19 protein-coding genes and 1 tRNA gene are annotated in these 21860 nt (G+C 68.9%); 9 read left to right on the top strand and 11 right to left on the bottom strand.

Annotated elements, in window-relative coordinates:
* The 6 genes from ABD374_RS31465 (at position 1) to ABD374_RS31440 (ending at position 4565) form a co-directional block, all read left to right on the top strand.
* Positions 1-717, top strand: a complete 717-nt coding sequence (locus ABD374_RS31465) for a hypothetical protein (RefSeq protein WP_344500017.1) — start codon at positions 1-3, stop codon at positions 715-717.
* Positions 718-872: 155 nt separating this feature from the next.
* Entirely contained in the window at positions 873-2318 is a 1446-nt protein-coding gene (locus ABD374_RS31460) for a phage tail protein (RefSeq protein ID WP_344500015.1), read from the top strand.
* Between the two features lie 82 nt (positions 2319-2400).
* On the top strand, positions 2401-3042 hold the full coding sequence (locus ABD374_RS31455; RefSeq protein WP_344500013.1) for a peptidoglycan recognition protein family protein: 642 nt from the start codon (positions 2401-2403) through the stop codon (positions 3040-3042).
* Positions 3043-3116: 74 nt separating this feature from the next.
* Positions 3117-4070: a peptidoglycan-binding protein gene (locus tag ABD374_RS31450; RefSeq protein ID WP_344500011.1), complete on the top strand. Its 954-nt coding sequence runs from the start codon at positions 3117-3119 to the stop codon at positions 4068-4070.
* Positions 4071-4081: 11 nt separating this feature from the next.
* Entirely contained in the window at positions 4082-4318 is a 237-nt protein-coding gene (locus tag ABD374_RS31445) for a hypothetical protein (RefSeq protein ID WP_344500009.1), read from the top strand.
* Positions 4302-4565, top strand: a complete 264-nt coding sequence (locus ABD374_RS31440; protein ID WP_344500007.1) for a hypothetical protein — start codon at positions 4302-4304, stop codon at positions 4563-4565. The genes ABD374_RS31445 and ABD374_RS31440 overlap by 17 nt, the downstream gene beginning before the upstream one ends.
* Positions 4566-4637: 72 nt before the next feature.
* On the opposite strand, the gene ABD374_RS31435 is transcribed toward ABD374_RS31440, so the two are convergent.
* The 9 genes from ABD374_RS31435 to ABD374_RS31395 form a co-directional block, all read right to left on the bottom strand.
* Positions 4638-8552 (bottom strand): DNA-directed RNA polymerase subunit beta', encoded by a 3915-nt coding sequence (locus ABD374_RS31435; protein WP_344500005.1) that lies wholly within the window; start codon positions 8550-8552, stop codon positions 4638-4640.
* A gap of 98 nt (positions 8553-8650) precedes the next feature.
* Positions 8651-12133 carry a DNA-directed RNA polymerase subunit beta gene (gene rpoB / locus ABD374_RS31430; protein WP_344500003.1) on the bottom strand — a complete coding sequence of 1161 codons (3483 nt, stop codon included), beginning with the start codon at positions 12131-12133 and terminating at the stop codon, positions 8651-8653.
* Between the two features lie 547 nt (positions 12134-12680).
* On the bottom strand, positions 12681-13067 hold the full coding sequence (gene rplL, locus ABD374_RS31425) for a 50S ribosomal protein L7/L12 (protein WP_344500001.1): 387 nt from the start codon (positions 13065-13067) through the stop codon (positions 12681-12683).
* Between the two features lie 110 nt (positions 13068-13177).
* On the bottom strand, positions 13178-13708 hold the full coding sequence (rplJ, locus tag ABD374_RS31420; RefSeq protein ID WP_028812389.1) for a 50S ribosomal protein L10: 531 nt from the start codon (positions 13706-13708) through the stop codon (positions 13178-13180).
* A 318-nt stretch (positions 13709-14026) separates the two neighbouring features.
* The gene (rplA, locus tag ABD374_RS31415) at positions 14027-14749 is read right to left on the bottom strand and encodes a 50S ribosomal protein L1 (protein WP_069927476.1); all 723 of its coding nucleotides are present in this window, start codon (positions 14747-14749) and stop codon (positions 14027-14029) included.
* 79 nt (positions 14750-14828) lie between these two features.
* On the bottom strand, positions 14829-15263 hold the full coding sequence (gene rplK, locus ABD374_RS31410) for a 50S ribosomal protein L11 (protein ID WP_028812391.1): 435 nt from the start codon (positions 15261-15263) through the stop codon (positions 14829-14831).
* Between the two features lie 161 nt (positions 15264-15424).
* Positions 15425-16315, bottom strand: coding sequence for a transcription termination/antitermination protein NusG (gene nusG, locus ABD374_RS31405; RefSeq protein WP_344499997.1), 891 nt, complete (start codon positions 16313-16315; stop codon positions 15425-15427).
* A gap of 74 nt (positions 16316-16389) precedes the next feature.
* Entirely contained in the window at positions 16390-16677 is a 288-nt protein-coding gene (gene secE, locus ABD374_RS31400) for a preprotein translocase subunit SecE (protein WP_344499995.1), read from the bottom strand.
* Between the two features lie 106 nt (positions 16678-16783).
* Positions 16784-16856 (bottom strand) — tRNA-Trp (locus ABD374_RS31395).
* A gap of 193 nt (positions 16857-17049) precedes the next feature.
* On the opposite strand from ABD374_RS31395, the gene ABD374_RS31390 reads away from it, so the two are divergent.
* Together ABD374_RS31390 and ABD374_RS31385 are read left to right on the top strand one after the other, a co-directional pair.
* On the top strand, positions 17050-18276 hold the full coding sequence (locus ABD374_RS31390) for a pyridoxal phosphate-dependent aminotransferase (protein ID WP_344499993.1): 1227 nt from the start codon (positions 17050-17052) through the stop codon (positions 18274-18276).
* Positions 18277-18415: 139 nt separating this feature from the next.
* Positions 18416-19435, top strand: a complete 1020-nt coding sequence (locus ABD374_RS31385; protein ID WP_344499991.1) for an adenosine deaminase — start codon at positions 18416-18418, stop codon at positions 19433-19435.
* Here ABD374_RS31385 and ABD374_RS31380 read toward each other — a convergent pair.
* Complete coding sequence (locus ABD374_RS31380) at positions 19404-20021, bottom strand: TetR/AcrR family transcriptional regulator (protein WP_344499989.1); 618 nt, start codon at positions 20019-20021, stop codon at positions 19404-19406. The two genes, ABD374_RS31385 and ABD374_RS31380, sit on opposite strands and share 32 nt — an antisense overlap.
* 96 nt (positions 20022-20117) lie before the next feature.
* On the opposite strand from ABD374_RS31380, the gene ABD374_RS31375 reads away from it, so the two are divergent.
* The gene (locus tag ABD374_RS31375) at positions 20118-20756 is read left to right on the top strand and encodes an NAD(P)-dependent oxidoreductase (protein ID WP_344499987.1); all 639 of its coding nucleotides are present in this window, start codon (positions 20118-20120) and stop codon (positions 20754-20756) included.
* 57 nt (positions 20757-20813) lie between these two features.
* Here the strand turns inward: ABD374_RS31375 and ABD374_RS31370 are convergent, their stop codons facing one another.
* Positions 20814-21794, bottom strand: a complete 981-nt coding sequence (locus tag ABD374_RS31370; protein WP_344499985.1) for a UDP-N-acetylmuramate dehydrogenase — start codon at positions 21792-21794, stop codon at positions 20814-20816.
* Between the last annotated feature and the right edge of the window lie 66 nt (positions 21795-21860).

The following is a 21860-nucleotide window of genomic DNA, read 5'->3' as shown; positions in this document are numbered from 1 at the left end:
GTGGCGATCATCCCCACCGATCTGCTGGACCGCATCCGCACCCTGGAACGGCAGATCCGGGACCTCATGGGCAGTGCCAACACCACTCCCGCGCTCAACCAGATCAGCGACGGCGATGTCGTCATCGGTGACGGCGGCCGACTGCGCGTCCGGACCGCCGGCGGTGAGGACCTGATCCACATGGGCCGGGTCCAGCCCGACCGCGGCCCGGGCACCCCGCAGCAGGGTCTGATGATCCGCCGGGACGACGGATCCATGGCGCTGACCGTACGGACGACCGCCCCGGACCAGCTGGAGACCCAGCCGGTGCAGATCTTCGACCGGCGCGGCAACGTCGTCGTCGCCGACGACGCCGCCCAGCGCGGCCTCGCCCGTCCGTACATCCCCTACCCGCTGCCCCGGCCGGTCGACGTGGCCCGCTGGGAGTCGACCGGGAACACGGACTGGACCACGCTCTACAGCGGTCCGGCCATCTCCCAGCACCCGCGGCTGTACGCCCGGATAGCCGTCCAGGGCCCGGCGGGCGCGGAAGTCCGCCTCCGCGTCGACGGAGTCCAGGTGGGTCCGGCCGGCGGCCCCGGCGCGGACCTGGAGTTCAGGGAGTCCCTGGGCGTCGGCTTCAGCGCGACGGTCACCTTCGAGATCCAGGCGAAGGTCGCGGCGGCGGGCGACACCGTCCGCTGCCGTCCGCTCGCGCTGTACGGCGTCCAGTCCTGACCCCGGGTCCCGTCCACCGGACCGCACCGCCCCTCCGGTCGCACCGTCCTCCTCCGGAGGCATGCCCGCATGCCTCCGGAGGACTGCACCGGGCTGACGATCCGGTCCCCCGCCCCCGTCGGCCATCGCCCCCGAACCTGTGAAGGAGACCCTCCGTGCTCCCCGCGTCAATCCCCACCGTCCGTGTCACCGCCCGGTATCTGACCCCGGACGGCAGCCCGATGAGCGGATCCGTCGAGTTCCGCCCGCCGTCCCTGCTCACCCACGCCACCGCCGACGTCTTCGTCGGCGGACCGACCGTCGCCCGCCTCGACGGCGAGGGCCGGATCAACGTCGTGCTGCCGGCCACCGACGCCCCCGGCTGGAACCCGGTGGACTGGACCTACCAGGTCACCGAGAAGCTCGCCGGACTCGGCCGCAACCGCGCGTACCAGATGGCACTGCCCGCGTCCCAGTCGGCGATCGACCTGGCCGACTCGGCCCCGGCCGACCCGAACACCCCGAACTACGTGGCCGTCCCCGGCCCGCCCGGCCCGGTCGGCCAGATGGGCCCGGCCGGCCCGGCGGGCCCGGTCCGGTCCGTCAACGGGCGCACCACTCCCGACATCACCCTCACCGCCGCCGATGTCTCCGCCATCGCCGCCAACCGGGCGGGCGTGGCCGGCGGTGTCGCGAGTCTCGGCCCCGACGGCAAGGTGCCGACGGGGCAGCTGCCCGCGATCACGGGCGCCGTCTCCTCGGTGAACGGACGTACCGGCGACGTCACCGTCACCGCCGCCGATCTCGGCGCGCTGACCCCGGCCTCCGGCGACACCCGCTACCTCGGCATCAACGCGGCCCCGGTCAAGACCGTCAACGGCCAGGCGGGGGCGGTCCAGCTGACCGCCACCGACGTCTCGGCGGTCGCGGCCGGCGACGCCGTGCTGATGACCGGCGACCAGACGGTGAACGGCGCCAAGACCTTCGTGGTCCCTCCCTCCACCAGCGTCAACCCGTCCACCGCCAACCAGCTGGCCCGACGCGGCTACGTCGACTCCGTCTCGGCCGCCGGCACCTGGTCCCCCGGCTCGATGGGCTTCTCCAGCTGGGCGTTCGACCCGGCGGCGTCCTCGGCCAACTCCGTCCAGTACTGCGTCAGCGGCTGGGTGTACCTGATCGGCGTCCCGCTGCACACGGCCACGACCGTGCGGAACGTGGTGTTCTACATCCCCGGTTATGTGGGCGGCACCCTCGCGGCCACCTCCTTCGCCGGCCTCTACACCAGCGCCGGCGCCAAGGTCGGCCAGACGGCCGCTCTGAACGGCCTGCTCACCGCGACCGAGGGCAGGACGGCCGTACTGCCGCTGACCACCGCGTACGCCGCCGCTCCCGGCAACTACTGGGTGGCACTGGTGGTCAACGGCCCGAGCCCCAACACCAGCGGCCCGGCCTTCATGCGCGGCGCGTCCATGGGCGAGGCCCCGGGCGGCAGTGCCCGGATGCCGGGCGCCTTCATCCGCCACGGCCGGCTCCCCACCACGGGCCAGACCGCGCTCCCGGCGTCGTTCACCCCGTCGACGGTGCTCGCGGACTCGAACGCGATCTGGGCCGCGCTCTCCTGACCCCCACGCACCACCCGCACCACGAGCCCCGTGCCGTCCTCCACCGGCACGGGGCTTTCCCGCTCTCCGGAAGGACATCCCCATGGCCACTCCCCTCACCGCCGACCAGCTCCTGGCCGCCCTGCGCACCGAAGGCGTCACGGTCGTCGAGCACGACGGCTGGCGCACCCACAACCGCAACCACGTGGGCGCCTGGGGTCCTGTCAACGGCGTGATGATCCACCACACCGTCTCCAGCGGCACCACCGCCTCCGTCGAGCTCTGCTACAACGGGTACGAAGGCCTGCCCGGCCCCCTCTGCCACGGCGTCATCGACAAGGACGGCACCGTCTACCTGGTCGGCAACGGCCGCGCCAACCACGCCGGCGGCGGCGACCCGGACGTCCTGAAGGCCGTGATCGCGGAGAACTACGGAGACCGCCCGCCGACCACCAACGAGCACCAGGGCAGCGCCGGGGCCGTCGACGGCAACACCCGCTTCTACGGCTTCGAATGTGTGAACCTCGGCGACGGCGCGGACCCCTGGCCCGCCGCCCAGCTCGACGCCGTCGAGCGCGTCTCGGCCGCCATCTGCCGCGTCCACGCCTGGACCTCCAAGTCGGTCATCGGCCACCTGGAGTGGTCCGACTGGAAGAGCGATCCGCGCGGCGTCCCCATGCCCGGCATGCGGACCCGGATCGCGAGCCGCCTGGCCGCCACCCCGCCGCAGCCGCCCGCCTCCTGACCCTCCCGCCCCACCCGTACACCGCCCCGCGCCCGCCGAGGCCCGGGGCTCTCGCATGTTCGGAGGAGACCCGTATGGCCACTCCCCTCACCGCGGACCGGCTGATCACCGCGCTCCGCGCCGAAGGCGTCACCGTTGCCGAGCGCAACGGCTGGCGCTCCCGCAACCGCAATCACGCCGGTGCCTGGGGCCCCGTCAACGGCGTGATGATCCACCACACCGTCTCCAGCGGCACGGCCTCCTCCGTCGAGCTCTGCTTCAACGGATACGCGGCGCTGCCCGGCCCGCTCTGCCACGGCGTCATCGCCAAGGACGGCACCGTCCATCTGGTCGGCAACGGCCGGGCCAACCACGCCGGCGGCGGCGACCCGGCCGTCCTCGACGCGGTCAGCGCCGAGAGCTACGGCAGCCGCCCGCCCGCGAGCGGCAAGCACCAGGGCAGCTCCGGGGCCGTCGACGGCAACGCCCGCTTCTACGGCTTCGAGTGCGTCAACCTCGGCGACGGCGCGGACCCCTGGCCCGCCGCCCAGCTCGACGCCGTCGAGCGGGCCTCCGCCGCGATCTGCCGCGCCCACGGCTGGAGCGCCAAGTCCGTCATCGGCCACCTGGAGTGGTCCGACCACAAGAGCGACCCGCGCGGCTTCGCCATGGCGGACATGCGCGCCCGGATCGCCGCCCGCCTCGCCTCGGCCCCGAGTGGCAAGCCCGCCCCGCGCCCGGCCCCGCCGAAGCCGGCCCCCTCGAAGCCGGTTCCCCCGAAGACCACCCCGCCGCGGAAGTACCACCCCTTCCCCGGCGCGGACTTCTTCACCGGCCGGACCAGCTCCCCGGTCATCACCGCGATGGGCCGGCGGCTGATCGCCGAGGGGTGCTCCCAGTACGCGGTCGGGCCCGGTCCCCGCTGGACCGAGGCCGACCGCCGCAGCTACGCGAAGTGGCAGCGCAAGCTCGGCTTCCGCGGCTCCGACGCCGACGGGATGCCCGGGCGCACCTCCTGGAACGCCCTGAAGGTCCCGTACACCAACTGAGGAGACCCACCATGTCCGACGCCGCCAAGCGCACGGCACGCACCGTCCTCCAGTCCGCCGTCGGCATCGCCGTCGTGCTCCCCGCCCTCGTCGACGCCTCCGGCCTTCCGGCCACGCTCCCCTGGGTCGCCGGAGCCCTGGTCATCGCCGGCGCGCTGACCCGGATCATGGCCCTGGAGGCCGTCCAGAAGACCCTGCCCTCGTGGCTCCGGAGCTACTCGGGGGCCGCCGATGATGGAGATCGATAGGAACGACCCCGTGATGGTCGCCCTTGAGCTGGAACGGCTCCGCGGCACGCTGGAGGCCGGGTTCGCCCGCGCCGACGGAGCGCTCGCCCTCCTCGTCCAGCGCAGCGACCAGACCGACAAACAGCTCGCCGACCACGAGGCGCGGCTGGACGCGCTGGAGCGCAGCCGCTGGCCGCTGGCGAGCATCACGGCCGTCACCGCCACCGCCGGTTTCACCCTCGCCCTCTGGCAGGCGGTCGGCCGCTAGGCCGGCCGTGTCCGCACAGCCCGAAGGGCGGCCACCCCCACGGGGTGACCGCCCTTCGGCCGAGCGACTCGCTTACTGGTTGTACGGACCGTAGTCGTAGTCCTCCAGCGGGACGGCCTGGCCGGAGCCGGTGCCGAACGGCGAGTAGTCGATGTCGTCGTAGCCGACGGCCGAGTACATCGCGGCCTTGGCCTCCTCGGTGGGCTCCACCCGGATGTTGCGGTAGCGGGACAGACCCGTACCGGCCGGGATGAGCTTACCGATGATGACGTTCTCCTTGAGGCCGATCAGGGAGTCGGACTTGGCGTTGATCGCCGCATCCGTCAGAACCCTGGTCGTCTCCTGGAAGGACGCCGCCGACAGCCACGACTCGGTCGCCAGCGAGGCCTTGGTGATACCCATCAGCTGCGGACGGCCGGAGGCCGGGTGGCCGCCTTCCGTGACCACACGACGGTTCTCGCCCTCGAAGCGGCCGCGCTCGACGAGCTCGCCCGGAAGCAGCTCGGCGTCGCCCGACTCGATGATCGTCACGCGGCGGAGCATCTGCCGGATGATGATCTCGATGTGCTTGTCGTGGATCGACACACCCTGGCTGTTGTAGACCTTCTGGACCTCGCCGACCAGGTGGACCTGGACCGCGCGCTGACCGAGGATCCGCAGCACGTCGTGCGGGTTGGTGGCACCCACGGTGAGCTTCTGGCCCACCTCGACGTGGTCGCCCTCGCCCACGAGCAGACGGGCACGCTTCGAGATCGGGAACGCCGTCTCGTCGCTGCCGTCGTCCGGGGTGACGACGATCTTCTTGGTCTTCTCGGTCTCCTCGATACGGATGCGGCCGGCCGCCTCCGAGATCGGGGCGACACCCTTGGGCGTACGAGCCTCGAAGAGCTCGACCACACGGGGCAGACCCTGGGTGATGTCGTCACCGGCCACACCACCGGTGTGGAAGGTACGCATCGTCAGCTGGGTACCGGGCTCACCGATGGACTGGGCGGCGATGATGCCGACCGCCTCACCGATGTCGACCAGCTTGCCGGTGGCGAGCGAGCGTCCGTAGCAGAAGGCACAGGTGCCGACCGCGGACTCGCAGGTCAGGACCGAGCGGGTCTTGACCTCCTCGACGCCGTGCATGACCAGCTGGTCGATGAGCACGTCACCGAGGTCGACGTTGGCCGGCGCGATGACCTTGCCGTCGATGACGACGTCCTCGGCGAGCATGCGTGCGTACACGCTCGTCTCGACGTCGTCGGTCTTGCGGAGGATGCCGTCGGCGCCCTTCTCCGCGATCTTCAGCTTGAGGCCGCGATCGGTGCCGCAGTCCTCCTCGCGGATGATCACGTCCTGCGAGACGTCCACCAGACGACGGGTCAGGTAACCCGAGTCGGCGGTACGCAGGGCGGTGTCGGCGAGACCCTTACGGGCACCGTGGGTGGAGATGAAGTACTCCAGCACGGACAGACCCTCACGGAACGACGCCTTGATGGGCCGCGGAATGGTCTCGTTCTTCGCGTTCGACACCAGACCACGCATACCGGCGATCTGACGCATCTGCATCATGTTTCCTCGGGCACCCGAGTCAACCATCATGAAGATGGGGTTCGTCTTGGGGAAGTTCGCGTTCATCGCCTCGGCAACCTCGTTGGTCGCCTTGGTCCAGATCGCGATGAGCTCCTGAGTGCGCTCTTCCTTGGTGATGAGACCGCGCTCGTACTGCTTCTGGACCTTCTCGTCCTGCGCCTCGTAGCCCTTGACGATGGCCTTCTTGGCCTCGGGCACGACGACGTCGGAGATGGCCACGGTGACGCCCGAACGGGTCGCCCAGTGGAAGCCGGCCGCCTTCAGGTTGTCGAGCGTCGCCGCCACGATCACCTTGGGGTAGCGCTCCGCCAGGTCGTTGACGATCTCGGAGAGCTGCTTCTTGCCCACCGAGTAGTCGACGAACGGGTAGTCCTCGGGCAGCAGCTCGTTGAAGAGTGCGCGGCCCAGCGTGGTGCGCAGCCGGAAGCTGTCACCCTGCTGGAACTCTCGCTCCCCGACGCCGTCGTCCCCTCCCTCGGCGACCGGCGGCACCCAGCCACGCGGCGGGATGGTGCCCACCGGGAAGCGGATGTCGACCTTGGCCTGGAGCGAGAGCTCGCGGTTGTCGAACGCCATGGTCGCCTCGGCGGTCGAGCCGAAGCTGCGGCCGGCACCGATGACCTTGCGCTCTTCCTCGTCGGTCGTGAGGAAGAAGAGACCGAGAACCATGTCCTGGGTCGGCATGGTGACGGGACGACCGTCGGCCGGCTTCAGGATGTTGTTCGAGGACAGCATCAGGATGCGGGCCTCGGCCTGCGCCTCTGCCGAAAGCGGCAGGTGCACGGCCATCTGGTCACCGTCGAAGTCCGCGTTGAACGCGGTGCAGACGAGCGGGTGGATCTGGATGGCCTTGCCCTCGACCAGCTGCGGCTCGAAGGCCTGGATGCCGAGGCGGTGCAGCGTCGGCGCACGGTTCAGCAGAACCGGGTGCTCGGCGATGACCTCTTCCAGGACGTCGTACACGACCGTGCGGCCGCGCTCGACCATGCGCTTCGCCGACTTGATGTTCTGCGCGTGGTTCAGGTCGACCAGGCGCTTCATCACGAACGGCTTGAAGAGCTCCAGCGCCATGGCCTTCGGCAGACCGCACTGGTGCAGCTTGAGCTGCGGGCCGACGACGATCACGGAACGCGCGGAGTAGTCCACACGCTTGCCGAGAAGGTTCTGACGGAATCGGCCCTGCTTGCCCTTGAGCATGTCGGACAGCGACTTCAGCGGACGGTTGCCGGGGCCCGTGACCGGGCGACCACGACGGCCGTTGTCGAAGAGCGCGTCGACGGCCTCCTGAAGCATGCGCTTCTCGTTGTTCACGATGATCTCGGGGGCACCGAGGTCGAGGAGACGCTTGAGACGGTTGTTGCGGTTGATCACGCGGCGGTACAGGTCGTTCAGGTCGGAGGTCGCGAAGCGGCCACCGTCCAGCTGCACCATCGGACGCAGGTCCGGCGGGATGACCGGCACGCAGTCGAGCACCATGCCCTTGGGGCTGTTGCTGGTCTGCAGGAACGCGGAGACGACCTTGAGGCGCTTGAGCGCACGGGTCTTCTTCTGGCCCTTGCCGGTACGGATGATCTCGCGGAGCTTCTCGGCCTCTTCGTCCAGGTCGAAGGACTCCAGGCGCTTCTGCAGAGCAGCGGCGCCCATCGAGCCGTCGAAGTACGTGCCGAAGCGGTCGCGCAGCTCGCGGTAGAGCAGCTCGTCGCCCTCGAGGTCCTGGACCTTGAGGTTCTTGAAGCGGCTCCACACCTCGTCGAGACGGTCGATCTCGCGCTGCGCACGGTCGCGCAGCTGCTTCATCTCACGCTCGGCGCCTTCGCGCACCTTGCGGCGCACGTCGGCCTTGGCGCCCTCGGCCTCGAGCTCGGCCAGGTCGGTCTCGAGCTTCTTGGCGCGGGCTTCGAGGTCGGCGTCGCGACGGTTCTCGATCTGCTGACGCTCCACGGAGACGTGCGCCTCCAGCGACGGCAGGTCGCGCGTGCGGCGCTCCTCGTCCACGAACGTGATCATGTACGCGGCGAAGTAGATGACCTTTTCGAGGTCCTTCGGCGCGAGGTCGAGCAGGTAGCCGAGGCGCGAAGGAACGCCCTTGAAGTACCAGATGTGCGTGACAGGGGCGGCCAGCTCAATGTGGCCCATCCGCTCACGACGCACCTTGGCGCGAGTGACCTCGACGCCGCAGCGCTCGCAGATGATGCCCTTGAAGCGGACACGCTTGTACTTGCCGCAGTAGCACTCCCAGTCCCGGGTCGGGCCGAAGATCTTCTCGCAGAAGAGTCCGTCCTTCTCGGGCTTGAGCGTGCGGTAGTTGATGGTCTCAGGCTTCTTCACTTCGCCGTGCGACCAGGTCCGGATGTCGTCCGCGGTGGCGAGGCCAATCCGCAGCTCGTCGAAGAAGTTGACGTCGAGCACTTGTCGTCAATCCCTCTTTCGGGGTCGAGAGTCAATCATGGTCTGAACGGGTCCGGGGAGAGCCGGCCGCCGCGGTGAAGCGGCGGCCGGCCAACCCGTCAGACCTCTTCGACGCTGCTCGGCTCGCGCCGGGACAGGTCGATACCGAGCTCTTCCGCAGCGCGGAAGACGTCCTCGTCGGTGTCGCGCATCTCGATGGACATGCCGTCCGAGGACAGCACCTCCACGTTGAGGCACAGGGACTGCATCTCCTTGATGAGCACCTTGAAGGACTCGGGGATGCCGGGCTCAGGAATGTTCTCGCCCTTGACGATGGCCTCGTAGACCTTCACGCGGCCGGTGACGTCGTCGGACTTGATGGTCAGCAGTTCCTGGAGGGCGTAAGCGGCGCCGTAAGCCTCGAGCGCCCACACCTCCATCTCACCGAAGCGCTGGCCACCGAACTGGGCCTTACCACCCAGCGGCTGCTGGGTGATCATGGAGTACGGACCGGTCGAACGGGCGTGGAGCTTGTCGTCGACCAGGTGGTGGAGCTTGAGGATGTACATGTACCCGACCGAGACCGGGTCCGGGAACGGCTCACCGGAGCGGCCGTCGAACAGGTGGGCCTTGCCGGACGGAAGGACCATCCGGTTGCCGTCGCGGTTCGGGATCGTGGACTCGAAGAGACCGGAGATCTCGTCCTCGCGCGCACCGTCGAAGACCGGCGTGGCGACGTTGGTGCCGGGGGCGACCTCGTCGGCGCCGATGACCTTCAGACGCTCCATCCAGTCCTCGCTGCCCTCGACCTTCCAGCCCTGGCTGGCGAGCCAGCCCAGGTGGATTTCGAGGACCTGTCCCGGGTTCATTCGGGACGGGACACCCAGCGGGTTGAGGATGATGTCGACCGGGGTGCCGTCCTCCAGGAACGGCATGTCCTCGATCGGCAGGATCTTCGAGATGACGCCCTTGTTGCCGTGACGGCCGGCGAGCTTGTCACCATCGGTGATCTTGCGCTTCTGCGCGACGTAGACGCGGACCAGCTGGTTCACGCCCGGCGGCAGCTCGTCGCCCTCTTCGCGGTCGAAGACGCGGACCCCGATGATCTTGCCGACCTCGCCGTGCGGGACCTTCAGCGAGGTGTCGCGCACCTCGCGCGCCTTCTCACCGAAGATCGCGCGCAGCAGGCGCTCTTCCGGCGTCAGCTCGGTCTCGCCCTTGGGCGTGACCTTGCCGACGAGGATGTCACCGGCGACGACCTCGGCACCGATACGGATGATGCCGCGCTCGTCGAGGTCCGCGAGGACCTCCTCGGAGACGTTCGGGATGTCCCGGGTGATCTCCTCCGGGCCGAGCTTGGTGTCACGGGCGTCGACCTCGTGCTCCTCGATGTGGATCGAGGAGAGGACGTCGTCCTGCACCAGGCGCTGGCTGAGGATGATCGCGTCTTCGTAGTTGTGACCCTCCCACGGCATGAACGCCACGAGCAGGTTCTTGCCAAGCGCCATCTCACCCTGCTGGGTGGCCGGACCGTCGGCGAGGACCTGGCCCTCGACGACGCGGGCGCCCTCGTCCACGACAACCTTCTGGTTGACCGAGGTGCCCTGGTTCGAGCGGGAGAACTTGGCGATCCGGTACGTGGTGTACGTGCCGTCGTCGTTGGTGACGGTGACGTAGTCCGCGGATACCTCCTGGACCACACCGTCCTTCTCCGCCTTGATGACGTCACCGGCGTCGACCGCGCAGCGGTACTCCATGCCGGTGCCGACGAGCGGCGCCTCGGACGTGATCAGCGGCACGGCCTGACGCATCATGTTCGCGCCCATGAGCGCGCGGTTGGCGTCGTCGTGCTCGAGGAACGGGATCATCGCGGTGGCGACCGACACCATCTGGCGCGGCGAGACGTCCATGTAGTCGACGTCGTCGCCGGGGATGTAGTCGATCTCGCCGCCACGACGGCGGACCAGGACGCGCGACTCGGTGAAGCGCATGTCCTCACCCAGCGTCGCGTTGGCCTGCGCGATGACGAAACGGTCTTCCTCGTCGGCGGTCAGGTAGTCGACGTCGTCGGTGACGACACCGTCGACGACCTTGCGGTACGGCGTCTCGACGAAACCGAACGCGTTGACGCGGCCGTACGAGGCGAGCGAACCGATGAGACCGATGTTCGGGCCTTCGGGAGTCTCGATCGGGCACATGCGGCCGTAGTGGGACGGGTGCACGTCACGGACCTCGAAGCCGGCCCGCTCACGGGAGAGACCACCCGGGCCGAGCGCCGACAGACGGCGCTTGTGGGTGAGACCCGACAGCGGGTTGTTCTGGTCCATGAACTGCGACAGCTGGCTGGTGCCGAAGAACTCCTTGATGGAGGCGACGACCGGCCGGATGTTGATCAGGGTCTGCGGCGTGATCGCCTCGACGTCCTGAGTCGTCATGCGCTCGCGCACGACGCGCTCCATACGAGCCAGACCCGTGCGGACCTGGTTCTGGATGAGCTCGCCGACGTTGCGCAGACGACGGTTGCCGAAGTGGTCGATGTCGTCGGTCTCGACGACGATGCTGCGACCCGACTCGCCGACCGTCTCGACCTCGCCGGCGTGCAGCCGGACCAGGTACTTGATGGTGGCGATGATGTCCTTGCTGGTGAGGACACCGGCGTTCAGCGGCTCATCGGCGCCGAGCTTCTTGTTCACCTTGTAGCGGCCGACCTTCGCGAGGTCGTAGCGCTTCGGGTTGAAGTAGAGGTTCTCGAGCAGCGTCTGAGCAGCCTCACGCGTGGGCGGCTCGCCCGGGCGCAGCTTGCGGTAGATGTCGAGCAGCGCGTCGTCCTGGCCCTGGGTGTGGTCCTTCTCCAGGGTGGCGCGCATGGACTCGTACTCGCCGAACTCTTCGAGGATCTGCTCGGTGGTCCAGCCGAGAGCCTTGAGGAGGACGGTGACGGACTGCTTGCGCTTGCGGTCGATGCGGACACCGACCATGTCGCGCTTGTCGATCTCCATCTCCAGCCAGGCACCCCGGGAAGGGATGATCTTGGCCGAGAAGATGTCCTTGTCGGACGTCTTGTCGATGGAGGAGTCGAAGTAGACACCCGGCGAGCGGACCAGCTGCGACACCACGACACGCTCGGTGCCGTTGATGACGAAGGTGCCCTTGTTCGTCATGAGCGGGAAATCGCCCATGAAGACCGTCTGGGACTTGATCTCGCCGGTCTCGTTGTTGGTGAACTCGGCCGTGACGAAGAGGGGAGCCGCGAACGTGAAGTCGCGCTCCTTGCACTCGTCGATCGAGTTCTTCGGAGGCTCGAAGCGGTGGTCGCGGAACGTCAGCGACATCGACCCGGAGAAGTCTTCGATCGGCGAGATCTCCTCGAAGATCTCTTCCAGACCAGACTTGGTGGGGACGTCCTGTCCGCTCTCGAGAGCGGCCTCGACGCGACCCTTCCAAGCGGCGTTGCCGAGCAGCCAGTCAAAGCTCTCGGTCTGCAGCGCGAGGAGGTTAGGAACCTCGAGGGGCTCCTTGATCTTTGCAAAGGAGATGCGCAGCGGGGCGGTGCTGGCGCCGTTGTTCGTATTGGAGGTCGAGGCGTTGCGCGAGGCGGCCAAGAGGGGGTCCTTCCGAGGGCTCGGACTCACTACGCGCGTACCGGTCCCAAGCTGGCACAGCGGCAGATATCCCTGGTCAGGGAAGTCGGTCATCGATGCTCGAGCGTGGGCATGCCCCTGGTGACGGGCAGGAGGCAGCTAACAGGCAGCGCAAAGGGTCAGTGTAGCCACTCGGCTCACTGATGTCCAGAGCGGGTTCTTCGAGACCCTCGCTGTACTCAACTCCTGCGGAAAGCCATGCGCTCTATGCGCATATCGATACTGCCCTCTACGTCGTCGATCCATGCCTCGGATCCGAATCGGTATGACGACGCGTCCTGAGAATTGCGCGCCTCGTGCAGTTCGTCAAGGCCCCCCGCCCTCCGGAAGGGTCGGTCGCCGGCCACGGCGCCGTGCGGCACCTGGGCGCCGCGGGGCGTACGGCGAAGATCACGATACTCGCCGCAGCGCCAAGAGCAAGGACGGCACCCGGAAACGCCTAAGGGCGACCACCCGAACGGGTGATCGCCCTTAGAACGAGAGCAGCTGAGTCAGAGACTCAACGAGGTCACTTGACCTCGACGGCCGCGCCCGCGCCCTTGAGGGACTCGGCAGCCTTCTCGGCGGCCTCCTTGGTGACCTTCTCGAGGACCGGCTTCGGAGCGCCGTCGACGAGGTCCTTGGCCTCCTTCAGACCCAGCGAGGTCAGCTCACGCACGACCTTGATGACCTGGATCTTCTTGTCGCCGGCACCGGTGAGGATGACGTCGAACTCGTCCTGCTCCTCGACGGCCTCGGCGGCGCCACCGGCGGCACCACCGGCGACGGGGGCGGCAACCGCGGCGGCGGCGGTGACGTCGAACTTCTCCTCGAAGGCCTTCACGAACTCGGAGAGCTCGATGAGGGTCATCTCCTCGAACTGCGCGAGCAGGTCGTCCTGGGTGAGCTTCGCCATGATGGCGTCCTTCCACTAATTCGGCTGGTGCCGATGTACATGTGAGGCGGGCGTACTTCCGGCCCGCTGCGACCTGCGCCTAGACGGCGTCGGTCAGAAAGCGAGCCGAATTACTCGGCACCGCCCTGCTCGGCCTGCTTGGCACGAAGCGCCTCCGCGGTGCGGACGAACTTCGAGGGAAGCGCCTTGAACAGCGAGGCAGTCTGGGACTGCTTGCCCTTCATGGCACCCGCCAGCTTGGCGAGCAGAACCTCGCGGGACTCGAGGTCCGCAAGCTTCTTGATCTCATCGGCGGACAGCGCCTTACCGTCAAGGACACCGCCCTTGATGATGAGGTTGGGGTTCTCCTTGGCGAAGTCACGAAGACCCTTCGCCGACTCCACCGGGTCACCGGTGATGAAGGCAACCGCCGTCGGGCCTGCGAACAGGTCGTCCAGCGTGTTGATCCCGGCCTCGTTGGCCGCGATCTTGGTCAGCGTGTTCTTCACCACGGCGTACTGGGCGTTCTCACCGAGCGAACGACGCAGCGTCTTGAGCTGCGTCACGGTGAGACCCCGGTACTCGGTCAGCACGGCGGCGTTCGAGCTACGGAACTGGTCCGCGAGCTCGGCTACCGCGGCAGCCTTGTCGGGCCTTGCCATAGAGCGTCGGCCTCCTTCCGGGTGATGAGGACCGCTCAGAAGGGGCTGGGCAAAACGAAACGCCCCGGCGCAGGCGCACGGGGCTGAGCTCGACCGGAACGAGCCCGGGAGCTTTCCACGACACCTGCGCAGGTCGTCCGCACCTAGCGGATCCTTCGGCCACCGCACCCTTCGCAAGGCACGGCAACGACCAGCGGTCTTTGGCTTCTGGGGAAGACTACGTGAACGGGTCACCCACAAGCAAATCGGGCCCCGCGCCTCCCGGAGGAAGTGCGGGGCCCGACTGAGCCACTCGGTGAGCCGTCAGGCCCGACCCGGTCAGACAGCTGCCGGGTCCTCCTCGACGAGGAGGTTACGGGTGCGGTTCGGGTCCAGCGGGATGCCGGGACCCATCGTCGTGGCGAGGGCGGCCTTCTTGATGTAGCGGCCCTTCGCGGCGGACGGCTTGAGACGGAGGATCTCCTCCAGCGCCGCGGCGTAGTTCTCGACCAGCTTCGTCTCGTCGAAGGAGACCTTGCCGATGATGAAGTGCAGGTTCGAGTGCTTGTCGACGCGGAACTCGATCTTGCCGCCCTTGATGTCCGTGACAGCCTTCGCCACGTCCGGGGTGACCGTTCCGGTCTTCGGGTTCGGCATCAGGCCACGCGGACCGAGCACGCGGCCGAGGCGGCCGACCTTGCCCATGAGGTCCGGGGTGGCGACGACGGCGTCGAAGTCCAGACGGCCCTTCGCGACCTCGTCGATGAGCTCGTCGGAGCCGACGATGTCGGCGCCGGCGGCCTCCGCGGCCGCAGCACGGTCACCGGTCGCGAAGACCAGGACCCGGGCGGTCTTGCCGGTGCCGTGCGGCAGGTTCACGGTGCCGCGGACCATCTGGTCGGCCTTGCGCGGGTCGACACCCAGACGCATGGCGACCTCGACGGTGCCGTCGAACTTCGTGGTGGAGGTGTCCTTGGCGATACGGACGGCCTCGAGCGGGGCGTACAGGCGCTCCCGGTCGATCTTCGCGTCCGCGCTGCGGAAGTTCTTGCTGCGCTTCACTTCTGCTCCTGAGGTAAGGGAGGTGGAGTCGTGGTGCGGACCAGCGCTTGGCCCTACCACTGAGGTGCTACGGGGACTTTCAGCCCTCGACGGTGATGCCCATGGAACGGGCGGTACCGGCGATGATCTTGTCCGCGGCCTCGAGGTCGTTGGCGTTCAGGTCGGGGAGCTTGACCGTCGAGATCTCACGCACCTGAGCGGCGGTGAGCTTCGCGACCTTGGTCTTGTGGGGCTCGCCCGATCCCTTGTCCACACCAGCGGCCTTGAGGATCAGCTTCGCGGCCGGCGGGGTCTTCGTCACGAAGGTGAAGGAGCGGTCCTCGTAGACCGTGATCTCCACCGGCACGACCATGCCACGCTGCGACTCGGTCGCGGCGTTGTAGGCCTTGCAGAACTCCATGATGTTGACGCCGTGCTGGCCGAGCGCGGGGCCGACCGGCGGAGCCGGGTTGGCCGCGCCGGCGTTGATCTGGAGCTTGATGAGCCCCGTGACCTTCTTCTTCTTGGGAGGCATTGCTCTCTCCGGGTCCTAGTGAGAGTTTCCTGCCATCCGATCACCGGACGGAGGCATACCGCACAACGATAACGGGTATCGAGGTGCGGCTAAAAACCGAGCAGGTCAGACCAGCTGCGAGAGCCGGTCTGACCTGGTCGGAAGCAGGTGTCCAGAGAGGGTCAGTTCTTCTGGATCTGGTCGAAGCTGAGCTCGACCGGGGTCTCGCGGCCGAAGATCTCGACGAGGCCCTTGACCTTCTTCGAGTCGGCGTTGATCTCGTTGATCGTCGCCTGGAGGGTCGCGAAGGGGCCGTCGGTGACGGTGACCGAGTCGCCCACCTCGAAGTCCAGCACCTGGACCTCCATCTTGCGGCTGGGCGCCGGCTTGCCCTCGGCCTCGGCCGCCTCACGGGCGGCCTTCTCCTCGGCCTCCGGGGCGAGCATCTTGACGATCTCGTCCAGCGTCAGCGGGTACGGGTCGTAGGCGTTGCCGACGAAGCCGGTGACGCCGGGGGTGTTGCGGACAACGCCCCAGGACTCGTTGGTGAGGTCCATGCGGACCAGGACGTAACCGGGAAGCTTGTTCTGGCGGACGTTCTTGCGCTCGCCGTTCTTGATCTGGACGATCTCTTCCTCGGGCACTTCCGCCTGGTAGATGAACTCCTCGACGTTCAGCGACACCGCGCGCTGCTCCAGGTTCGCCTTCACGCGCTTCTCGTACCCGGCGTACGTGTGGATGACGTACCACTCGCCGGGCAGGGTGCGGAGCTCCTCGCGGAGGGCGGCGATGGGGTCGACCGGCTCCTCCGCGGGAGCCTCTTCCTCGGAGGCCTCTTCCTCGGCTTCCTCGGTGTCGGCGGCTTCCGTGGCGTCGTCCGCCCCGTCGGCTTCCTCGGCGTCGTCCTCGTCGGACTCGACGCTCACGGCGGACTCTTCCGCCGGCTCGCCCGCAGCGGCGTCAGCAGCTTCCGCCTGGTCCTCGTCGGCCGCCTCGACGATGTCGAGCTGGTCCTCAGCGGACTCCGCGCTTTCGCTCGGCTCAACGGCGTCGTTCAGGTTCGGGTCAGACACGGTGGCTGCTTCTTCCTGGATACAAATGGGTGGAACGTGCGAAAGGGGCGCCGGAGAGGGCGCCCTACGCGGGATCAGCCGAAGACGTACTTGACGGCTCGGGCGAAGCCCATGTCGATCACGGTCACAATGCCGATCATGACGACGACGAAGACAATCACCACGGTGGTGTATGTCGTCAGCTGGCTGCGGGTGGGCCAGACGACCTTGCGCAGCTCGGCGACGATCTGGCGGTAGAAGAGCGCGAGGCGGCCCAGAGGGCCCTTCTTGCCGCGCTTGCCGCCCTTACGGGACTTCTTCTTGGAATCCGGCGTCTCGTCCTGGGCATCAGGCATGTCGATGGAGCCCACGGCGTCCGTCACGCTACTCACCTGATTCCGGGTCGTGGCCGTGCCGCGCCCGGTGGAGCCGCACGGCGGTGCATAGAAGTACGTACATGCGCACACATCCTGGCGAAGATGTGTGTAGCAGGGCCGGAGGGACTTGAACCCCCAACCGCTGGTTTTGGAGACCAGTGCTCTACCAATTGAGCTACGACCCTTTGTGGTTACCCCAACCTACCGCATCCGGCCGAGTGCACGGAGTGCGCACGGAGGAGCCGTCGTTGAGGGCCAACGACGAGTGAGTGTACGTGGTCACAGGCCCGGCGTCGAACAGACTGCCCCGGAGCGCTTCGCGTCCACCCCTCGACATCTGTGTGCTCAGCCTGTTTGCGGTCTGGGACGATGGGCCGTATGAGCGCTGCAACTCCTCCCACCGAGCGCCGGGTCTCAGCCCGAATCGGCGCGATCTCCGAGTCCGCGACCCTTGCCGTGGACGCCAAGGCCAAGGCCCTGAAGGCCGCCGGCCGTCCGGTCATCGGCTTCGGCGCCGGCGAGCCCGACTTCCCTACGCCCGGTTACATCGTCGAGGCCGCGATCGAGGCCTGCCGCAACCCGAAGTACCACCGCTACACGCCGGCCGGCGGGCTCCCCGAGCTCAAGGCCGCGATCGCCGCGAAGACGCTGCGTGACTCCGGCTACGAGCCGGACGCCTCGCAGGTCCTGGTCACCAACGGCGGCAAGCAGGCCATCTACGAGGCCTTCGCCGCGATCCTGGACCCGGGTGACGAGGTCATCGTCCCGGCGCCGTACTGGACGACGTACCCCGAGTCGATCCGTCTCGCGGGCGGTGTCCCGGTCGACGTGGTCGCCGACGAGACCACCGGCTACCGCGTGTCGGTCGAGCAGCTGGAGGCGGCCCGTACGGAGAAGACCAAGGTCGTCCTCTTCGTCTCCCCGTCCAACCCGACCGGCGCGGTGTACACCGAGGCCGAGACCGAGGCGATCGGCCGCTGGGCCGTCGAGCACGGTCTGTGGGTGCTGACGGACGAGATCTACGAGCACCTGGTGTACGGCGGCGCGTCCGCGGTCTCGCTCCCGGCGGTCCTGCCCGAGCTGCGGGACAAGTGCATCGTGGTCAACGGCGTCGCCAAGACCTACGCGATGACCGGCTGGCGCGTGGGCTGGATCATCGGCCCGAAGGACGTGGTGAAGGCCGCGACCAACCTGCAGTCGCACGCCACGTCGAACGTCTCCAACGTCGCGCAGGCGGCGGCGCTGGCCGCGGTCTCCGGTGACCTGGACGCGGTCGCCGAGATGCGCTCCGCCTTCGACCGCCGCCGCAGGACGATCGTGCGGATGCTCAACGAGATCGACGGCGTCGTCTGCCCGGAGCCGGAGGGCGCGTTCTACGCGTACCCCTCGGTCAAGGCGCTGCTCGGCAAGGAGATCCGCGGCAAGCGCCCGCAGACCTCGGTCGAGCTGGCCGCGCTGATCCTGGACGAGGTCGAGGTGGCGGTGGTCCCGGGCGAGGCGTTCGGCACGCCGGGTTACCTGCGGCTTTCGTACGCGCTGGGCGACGAGGACCTGGCCGAGGGCGTGTCGCGGATCCAGAAGCTGCTGGCGGAGGCCCGCGACTGACGCGGCCGGTTCTCCAGTCGCTCTTCCAGCGACTGAACGGGTCCCCGGTCGGTGCCGGGGGCCCGTTTCTGCGTTCGGGCGGCTACTCGTTCGAGAAAAGGCGCTTCCGGGCGGCTCTTACGTGCGGCAGGATCTTGGGATGTTGAGTGTGCGCGATGTCCGACTGCTGCCGAAGGCCCATCTGCATCTGCATTTCACCGGGTCGATGCGGCCCGGCACGCTGCTCGATCTGGCCGACAAGTACGGCGTGCACCTGCCGGAGGCCCTGACGAGCGGGGAACCGCCGAAGCTGCGTGCGACCGACGAGCGCGGCTGGTTCCGCTTCCAGCGGCTGTACGACGCCGCCCGGTCGTGTCTGCGCGAGCCCGAGGACATCCAGCGGCTGGTGCGCGAAGCCGCCGAGGAGGACGTGCGGGACGGCTCGGGGTGGCTGGAGATCCAGGTCGACCCGACGTCGTACGCGCCGACGCTGGGCGGGCTGATCCCGGCCCTGGAGATCATCCTGGACGCGGTGGACAGCGCGTCGCGGGAGACCGGGCTCGGAATGCGGGTGCTGGTCGCGGCGAACCGGATGAAGCATCCGCTGGACGCGCGGACGCTGGCACGTCTGGCCGTGCGGTACGCGGACCGCGGGATCGTCGGCTTCGGGCTCTCCAACGACGAGCGCAGGGGCATGGCCAGGGATTTCGACCGTGCCTTCGCGATCGCGCGGGAGGGCGGGCTGCTGGCCGCGCCGCACGGCGGGGAGCTGGCGGGGCCGGCGGCCGTACGGGACTGTCTGGACGATCTGCGCGCTTCGCGGATCGGGCACGGCGTACGGGCGGCCGAGGACCCGCGGCTGCTGCGGAAGCTGGCCGAGAGGGGCGTGACGTGCGAGGTGTGCCCGGCCTCGAACGTGGCGCTCGGGGTGTACGAGAAGCCCGAGGACGTGCCGCTGCGGACGCTGTACGACGCCGGGGTGCCGATGGCGCTGGGCGCGGACGACCCGCTGCTGTTCGGGTCGCGGCTGGCGGCGCAGTACGAGCTGGCGCGGCAGTACCACGGGTTCACGGACGCCGAGCTGGCGGAGCTGGCGCGGCAGTCGGTGCGCGGGTCGGCCGCGCCCGGCGACGTACAGGCGAAGCTGCTCACCGGGATCGATCACTGGCTGGCCGGCTGATCCCGTTCAGCAGGGTGCGGGCGAGAGCGGCGGCGAACTCGTCCACGGGCTGCGGGGGCTCCTTGCCGATGGTGGAGTCATAGGCGAAGGCGCGCTGGGCGCAGGCGCCCAGGAGCAGTGACGCGGCCGCGAAGGTGTCGGCGCCGGGGCTGACGCGCCCGGCTTCGCGCTCCGAGCGCAGGTAGGTGTCGAGGCCCTCGATGGGCGTATGGGGGCCGGTGCCCATCTCCCGCATGGAGTCGTCGTGGCGGCGCTTGAGCCTGGTCTCGGCGTAGAGCGAGGCGGCGATCGGGAAGCTCTCCGCGTAGAAGTGGACGGCCTGGCGGGCGATCTCGGTGAGGTTCTCCTCGACGGAACGGTCCCCCGGATCGGCGGTGAGGCGGTGGAGGAGCGGGCCCAGCTCGGGCAGGCGCTCCTTCAGTACGGCCACGAAGAGCTCCTCCTTGCTCGCGAAGTGCTTGTACAGCGCGGCCTCGGAGCAGTCGGCGGCCCGGGCGATCTCCTTGGTGGTGGTACGGGCCAGGCCGATGGTCCGCATCAGCTCGTGGGAAGCGTCGAGGATCCGCTCTCGTGCGGGCTTCTGCATGTGTGCTCCATGAAAGCTTGACGGGTGAGTGAACGCTCACCCACTCTGGTGGGAAGTGAAGTGAGTGAATACTTACCCACCCGGGGAGGGTGTGCAATGAAGATCACTGTTTTCGGCGCGACCGGCGGCATCGGGCAGGAGATCGTCAAGCAGGCGCTGGCGGGGGGACACCAGGTCACAGCGGTGGTGCGCGACCCGGCGCGGTTCGGCATGACGGGGCAGCGCCTGGAGGTCTTCACGGCGCAGCTGGGCGACGGGGACACCGAGGCGCTGCGCCGGGCGGTGGCGGGACGCGACGCCGTGTTCTCCGGCCTCGGGGCCCGCTCCCGCAAGGACGCGGGGATCACCGCGCCCCTCACCCGCCGGGTGCTGCGGGCGATGGAGGCGGAGGGCACGCGACGCCTGCTGGTGGTCAGCGCGGCTCCGGTCGGGCCGGTGCCCGAGGGCCAGCCGTTCCTGGACCGCGCCATGCTGTCGGTGGTCGGCGCGGTCCTGAAGGACGTGTACGCCGACCTGCGCGTCATGGAGGAGGAGCTGGCGCGCTCGGCGACCGAATGGACGTCGGTGCGGCCGCCGAGGCTGCTCGACAGGCCGGGGACGGGGGCGTACCGGACGGTCGTCGGGGGCAGTCCGCGCAGTGGCAGGAGCATCGCGCGGGCCGATGTCGCGCACGCGATGCTCTCGATGGTGGACGACCCGGCGACGGTGAAGCAGGGGGTGGGGGTCGCGTACTAGGCCGGCGCGCCCCCGGGGCTTCCCCTGCCGCTACAGCCGCTACAGCCGCTACAGCCGCTACAGGCTGACGCCCACCGTCACCGGTTCGTTCACCAGCGTCACGCCGAACGCTTCGCTGACCCCGTCGACGACCTCGCGCGCGAGCGCCAGCAGGTCGTCGGCGGTCGCGTTCCCGCGGTTGGTGAGGGCGAGGGTGTGCTTGGTGGAGATACGGGCCGGACCCGCGCCGTACCCCTTGGTGAATCCGGCCTTGTCGATCAGCCAGGCCGCCGAGGTCTTGGTCCTGCCGTCGCCCGCCGGGAACGCGGGCGGCGTCACGCCGGAGCCGAGGCGCTCCTGGGCGCGGGCGAGGAAGGCTGCGTACTCCTCGTCCGTCAGGATCGGGTTGGTGAAGAAGGACCNGGCGACGGCGGCGGGCACGCGGTCGCCGGCCGCGACGCCCAGCGTGCGCGCGGTCTCGGGGTACTTGATGGGCGCGGACAGGCCGCCCGCGTCCTCCAGCGCGAAGCGGACGCGCAGGACGACGAAACGGTCCGGGTCCCGCTTGAAGCGGCTGTGGCGGTACGAGAAGTCGCAGTCGGCGGCGGGGAGGGTGACCGTCTCGCCCGCCCGGCGGTCGTAGGCGACGACCTCGGTGATGACGCCGGACACTTCCTGGCCGTACGCCCCGACGTTCTGGATCGGGGTCGCGCCGGCCGAACCGGGGATGCCCGCGAGGCACTCGATGCCCGCGAGTCCCGCCTCGACGGTGCGGGCGACGGCGTCGGTCCAGACCTCGCCTGCGGCGAGTTCCAGGGACGTGCCGTCGAGGTGGAAGCCGGTGGTCGCGATGCGCAGGGCGGTGCCGTCGAAGCCCTTGTCGCCGATGACCAGGTTGCTTCCGCCGCCGATGACGAGCAGCGGGGTGCCGGCCGCGTCGGCCTCGCGGACGACGGAGATCACCTCGTCGTCGGTGGCGGCCGTGACGAGACGGGTCGCGGGGCCGCCGAGCCGAAAGGTGGTCAGGGGGGCGAGGGGAGCGTCGTGGAGTTCCTGCACGGGACAAGCGTACGGGGCGCCTCCGGCTGCCGGAGGCGCCCCGTAGGCGGTCCCGCAGGGCGCGGA

Source organism: Streptomyces enissocaesilis, from assembly GCF_039533765.1.
Lineage (GTDB): Bacteria > Actinomycetota > Actinomycetes > Streptomycetales > Streptomycetaceae > Streptomyces > Streptomyces enissocaesilis.
Note: the sequence above shows the minus strand (reverse complement) of the source record. Positions and strands in the feature narration are given on the sequence as shown.

Coding starts and splice junctions, on each gene's coding strand:
- ABD374_RS31385 (WP_344499991.1), top strand. CDS start 18,416: ATGTTGAGTGTGCGCGATGTCCGACTGCTGCCGAAGGCCCATCTGCAT.
- rplL (WP_344500001.1), bottom strand. CDS start 13,067: ATGGCGAAGCTCACCCAGGACGACCTGCTCGCGCAGTTCGAGGAGATG.
- ABD374_RS31450 (WP_344500011.1), top strand. CDS start 3,117: ATGGCCACTCCCCTCACCGCGGACCGGCTGATCACCGCGCTCCGCGCC.
- ABD374_RS31390 (WP_344499993.1), top strand. CDS start 17,050: ATGAGCGCTGCAACTCCTCCCACCGAGCGCCGGGTCTCAGCCCGAATC.
- ABD374_RS31445 (WP_344500009.1), top strand. CDS start 4,082: ATGTCCGACGCCGCCAAGCGCACGGCACGCACCGTCCTCCAGTCCGCC.
- ABD374_RS31380 (WP_344499989.1), bottom strand. CDS start 20,021: ATGCAGAAGCCCGCACGAGAGCGGATCCTCGACGCTTCCCACGAGCTG.
- ABD374_RS31455 (WP_344500013.1), top strand. CDS start 2,401: ATGGCCACTCCCCTCACCGCCGACCAGCTCCTGGCCGCCCTGCGCACC.
- rplK (WP_028812391.1), bottom strand. CDS start 15,263: ATGCCTCCCAAGAAGAAGAAGGTCACGGGGCTCATCAAGCTCCAGATC.
- rplJ (WP_028812389.1), bottom strand. CDS start 13,708: ATGGCAAGGCCCGACAAGGCTGCCGCGGTAGCCGAGCTCGCGGACCAG.
- ABD374_RS31375 (WP_344499987.1), top strand. CDS start 20,118: ATGAAGATCACTGTTTTCGGCGCGACCGGCGGCATCGGGCAGGAGATC.
- ABD374_RS31440 (WP_344500007.1), top strand. CDS start 4,302: ATGATGGAGATCGATAGGAACGACCCCGTGATGGTCGCCCTTGAGCTG.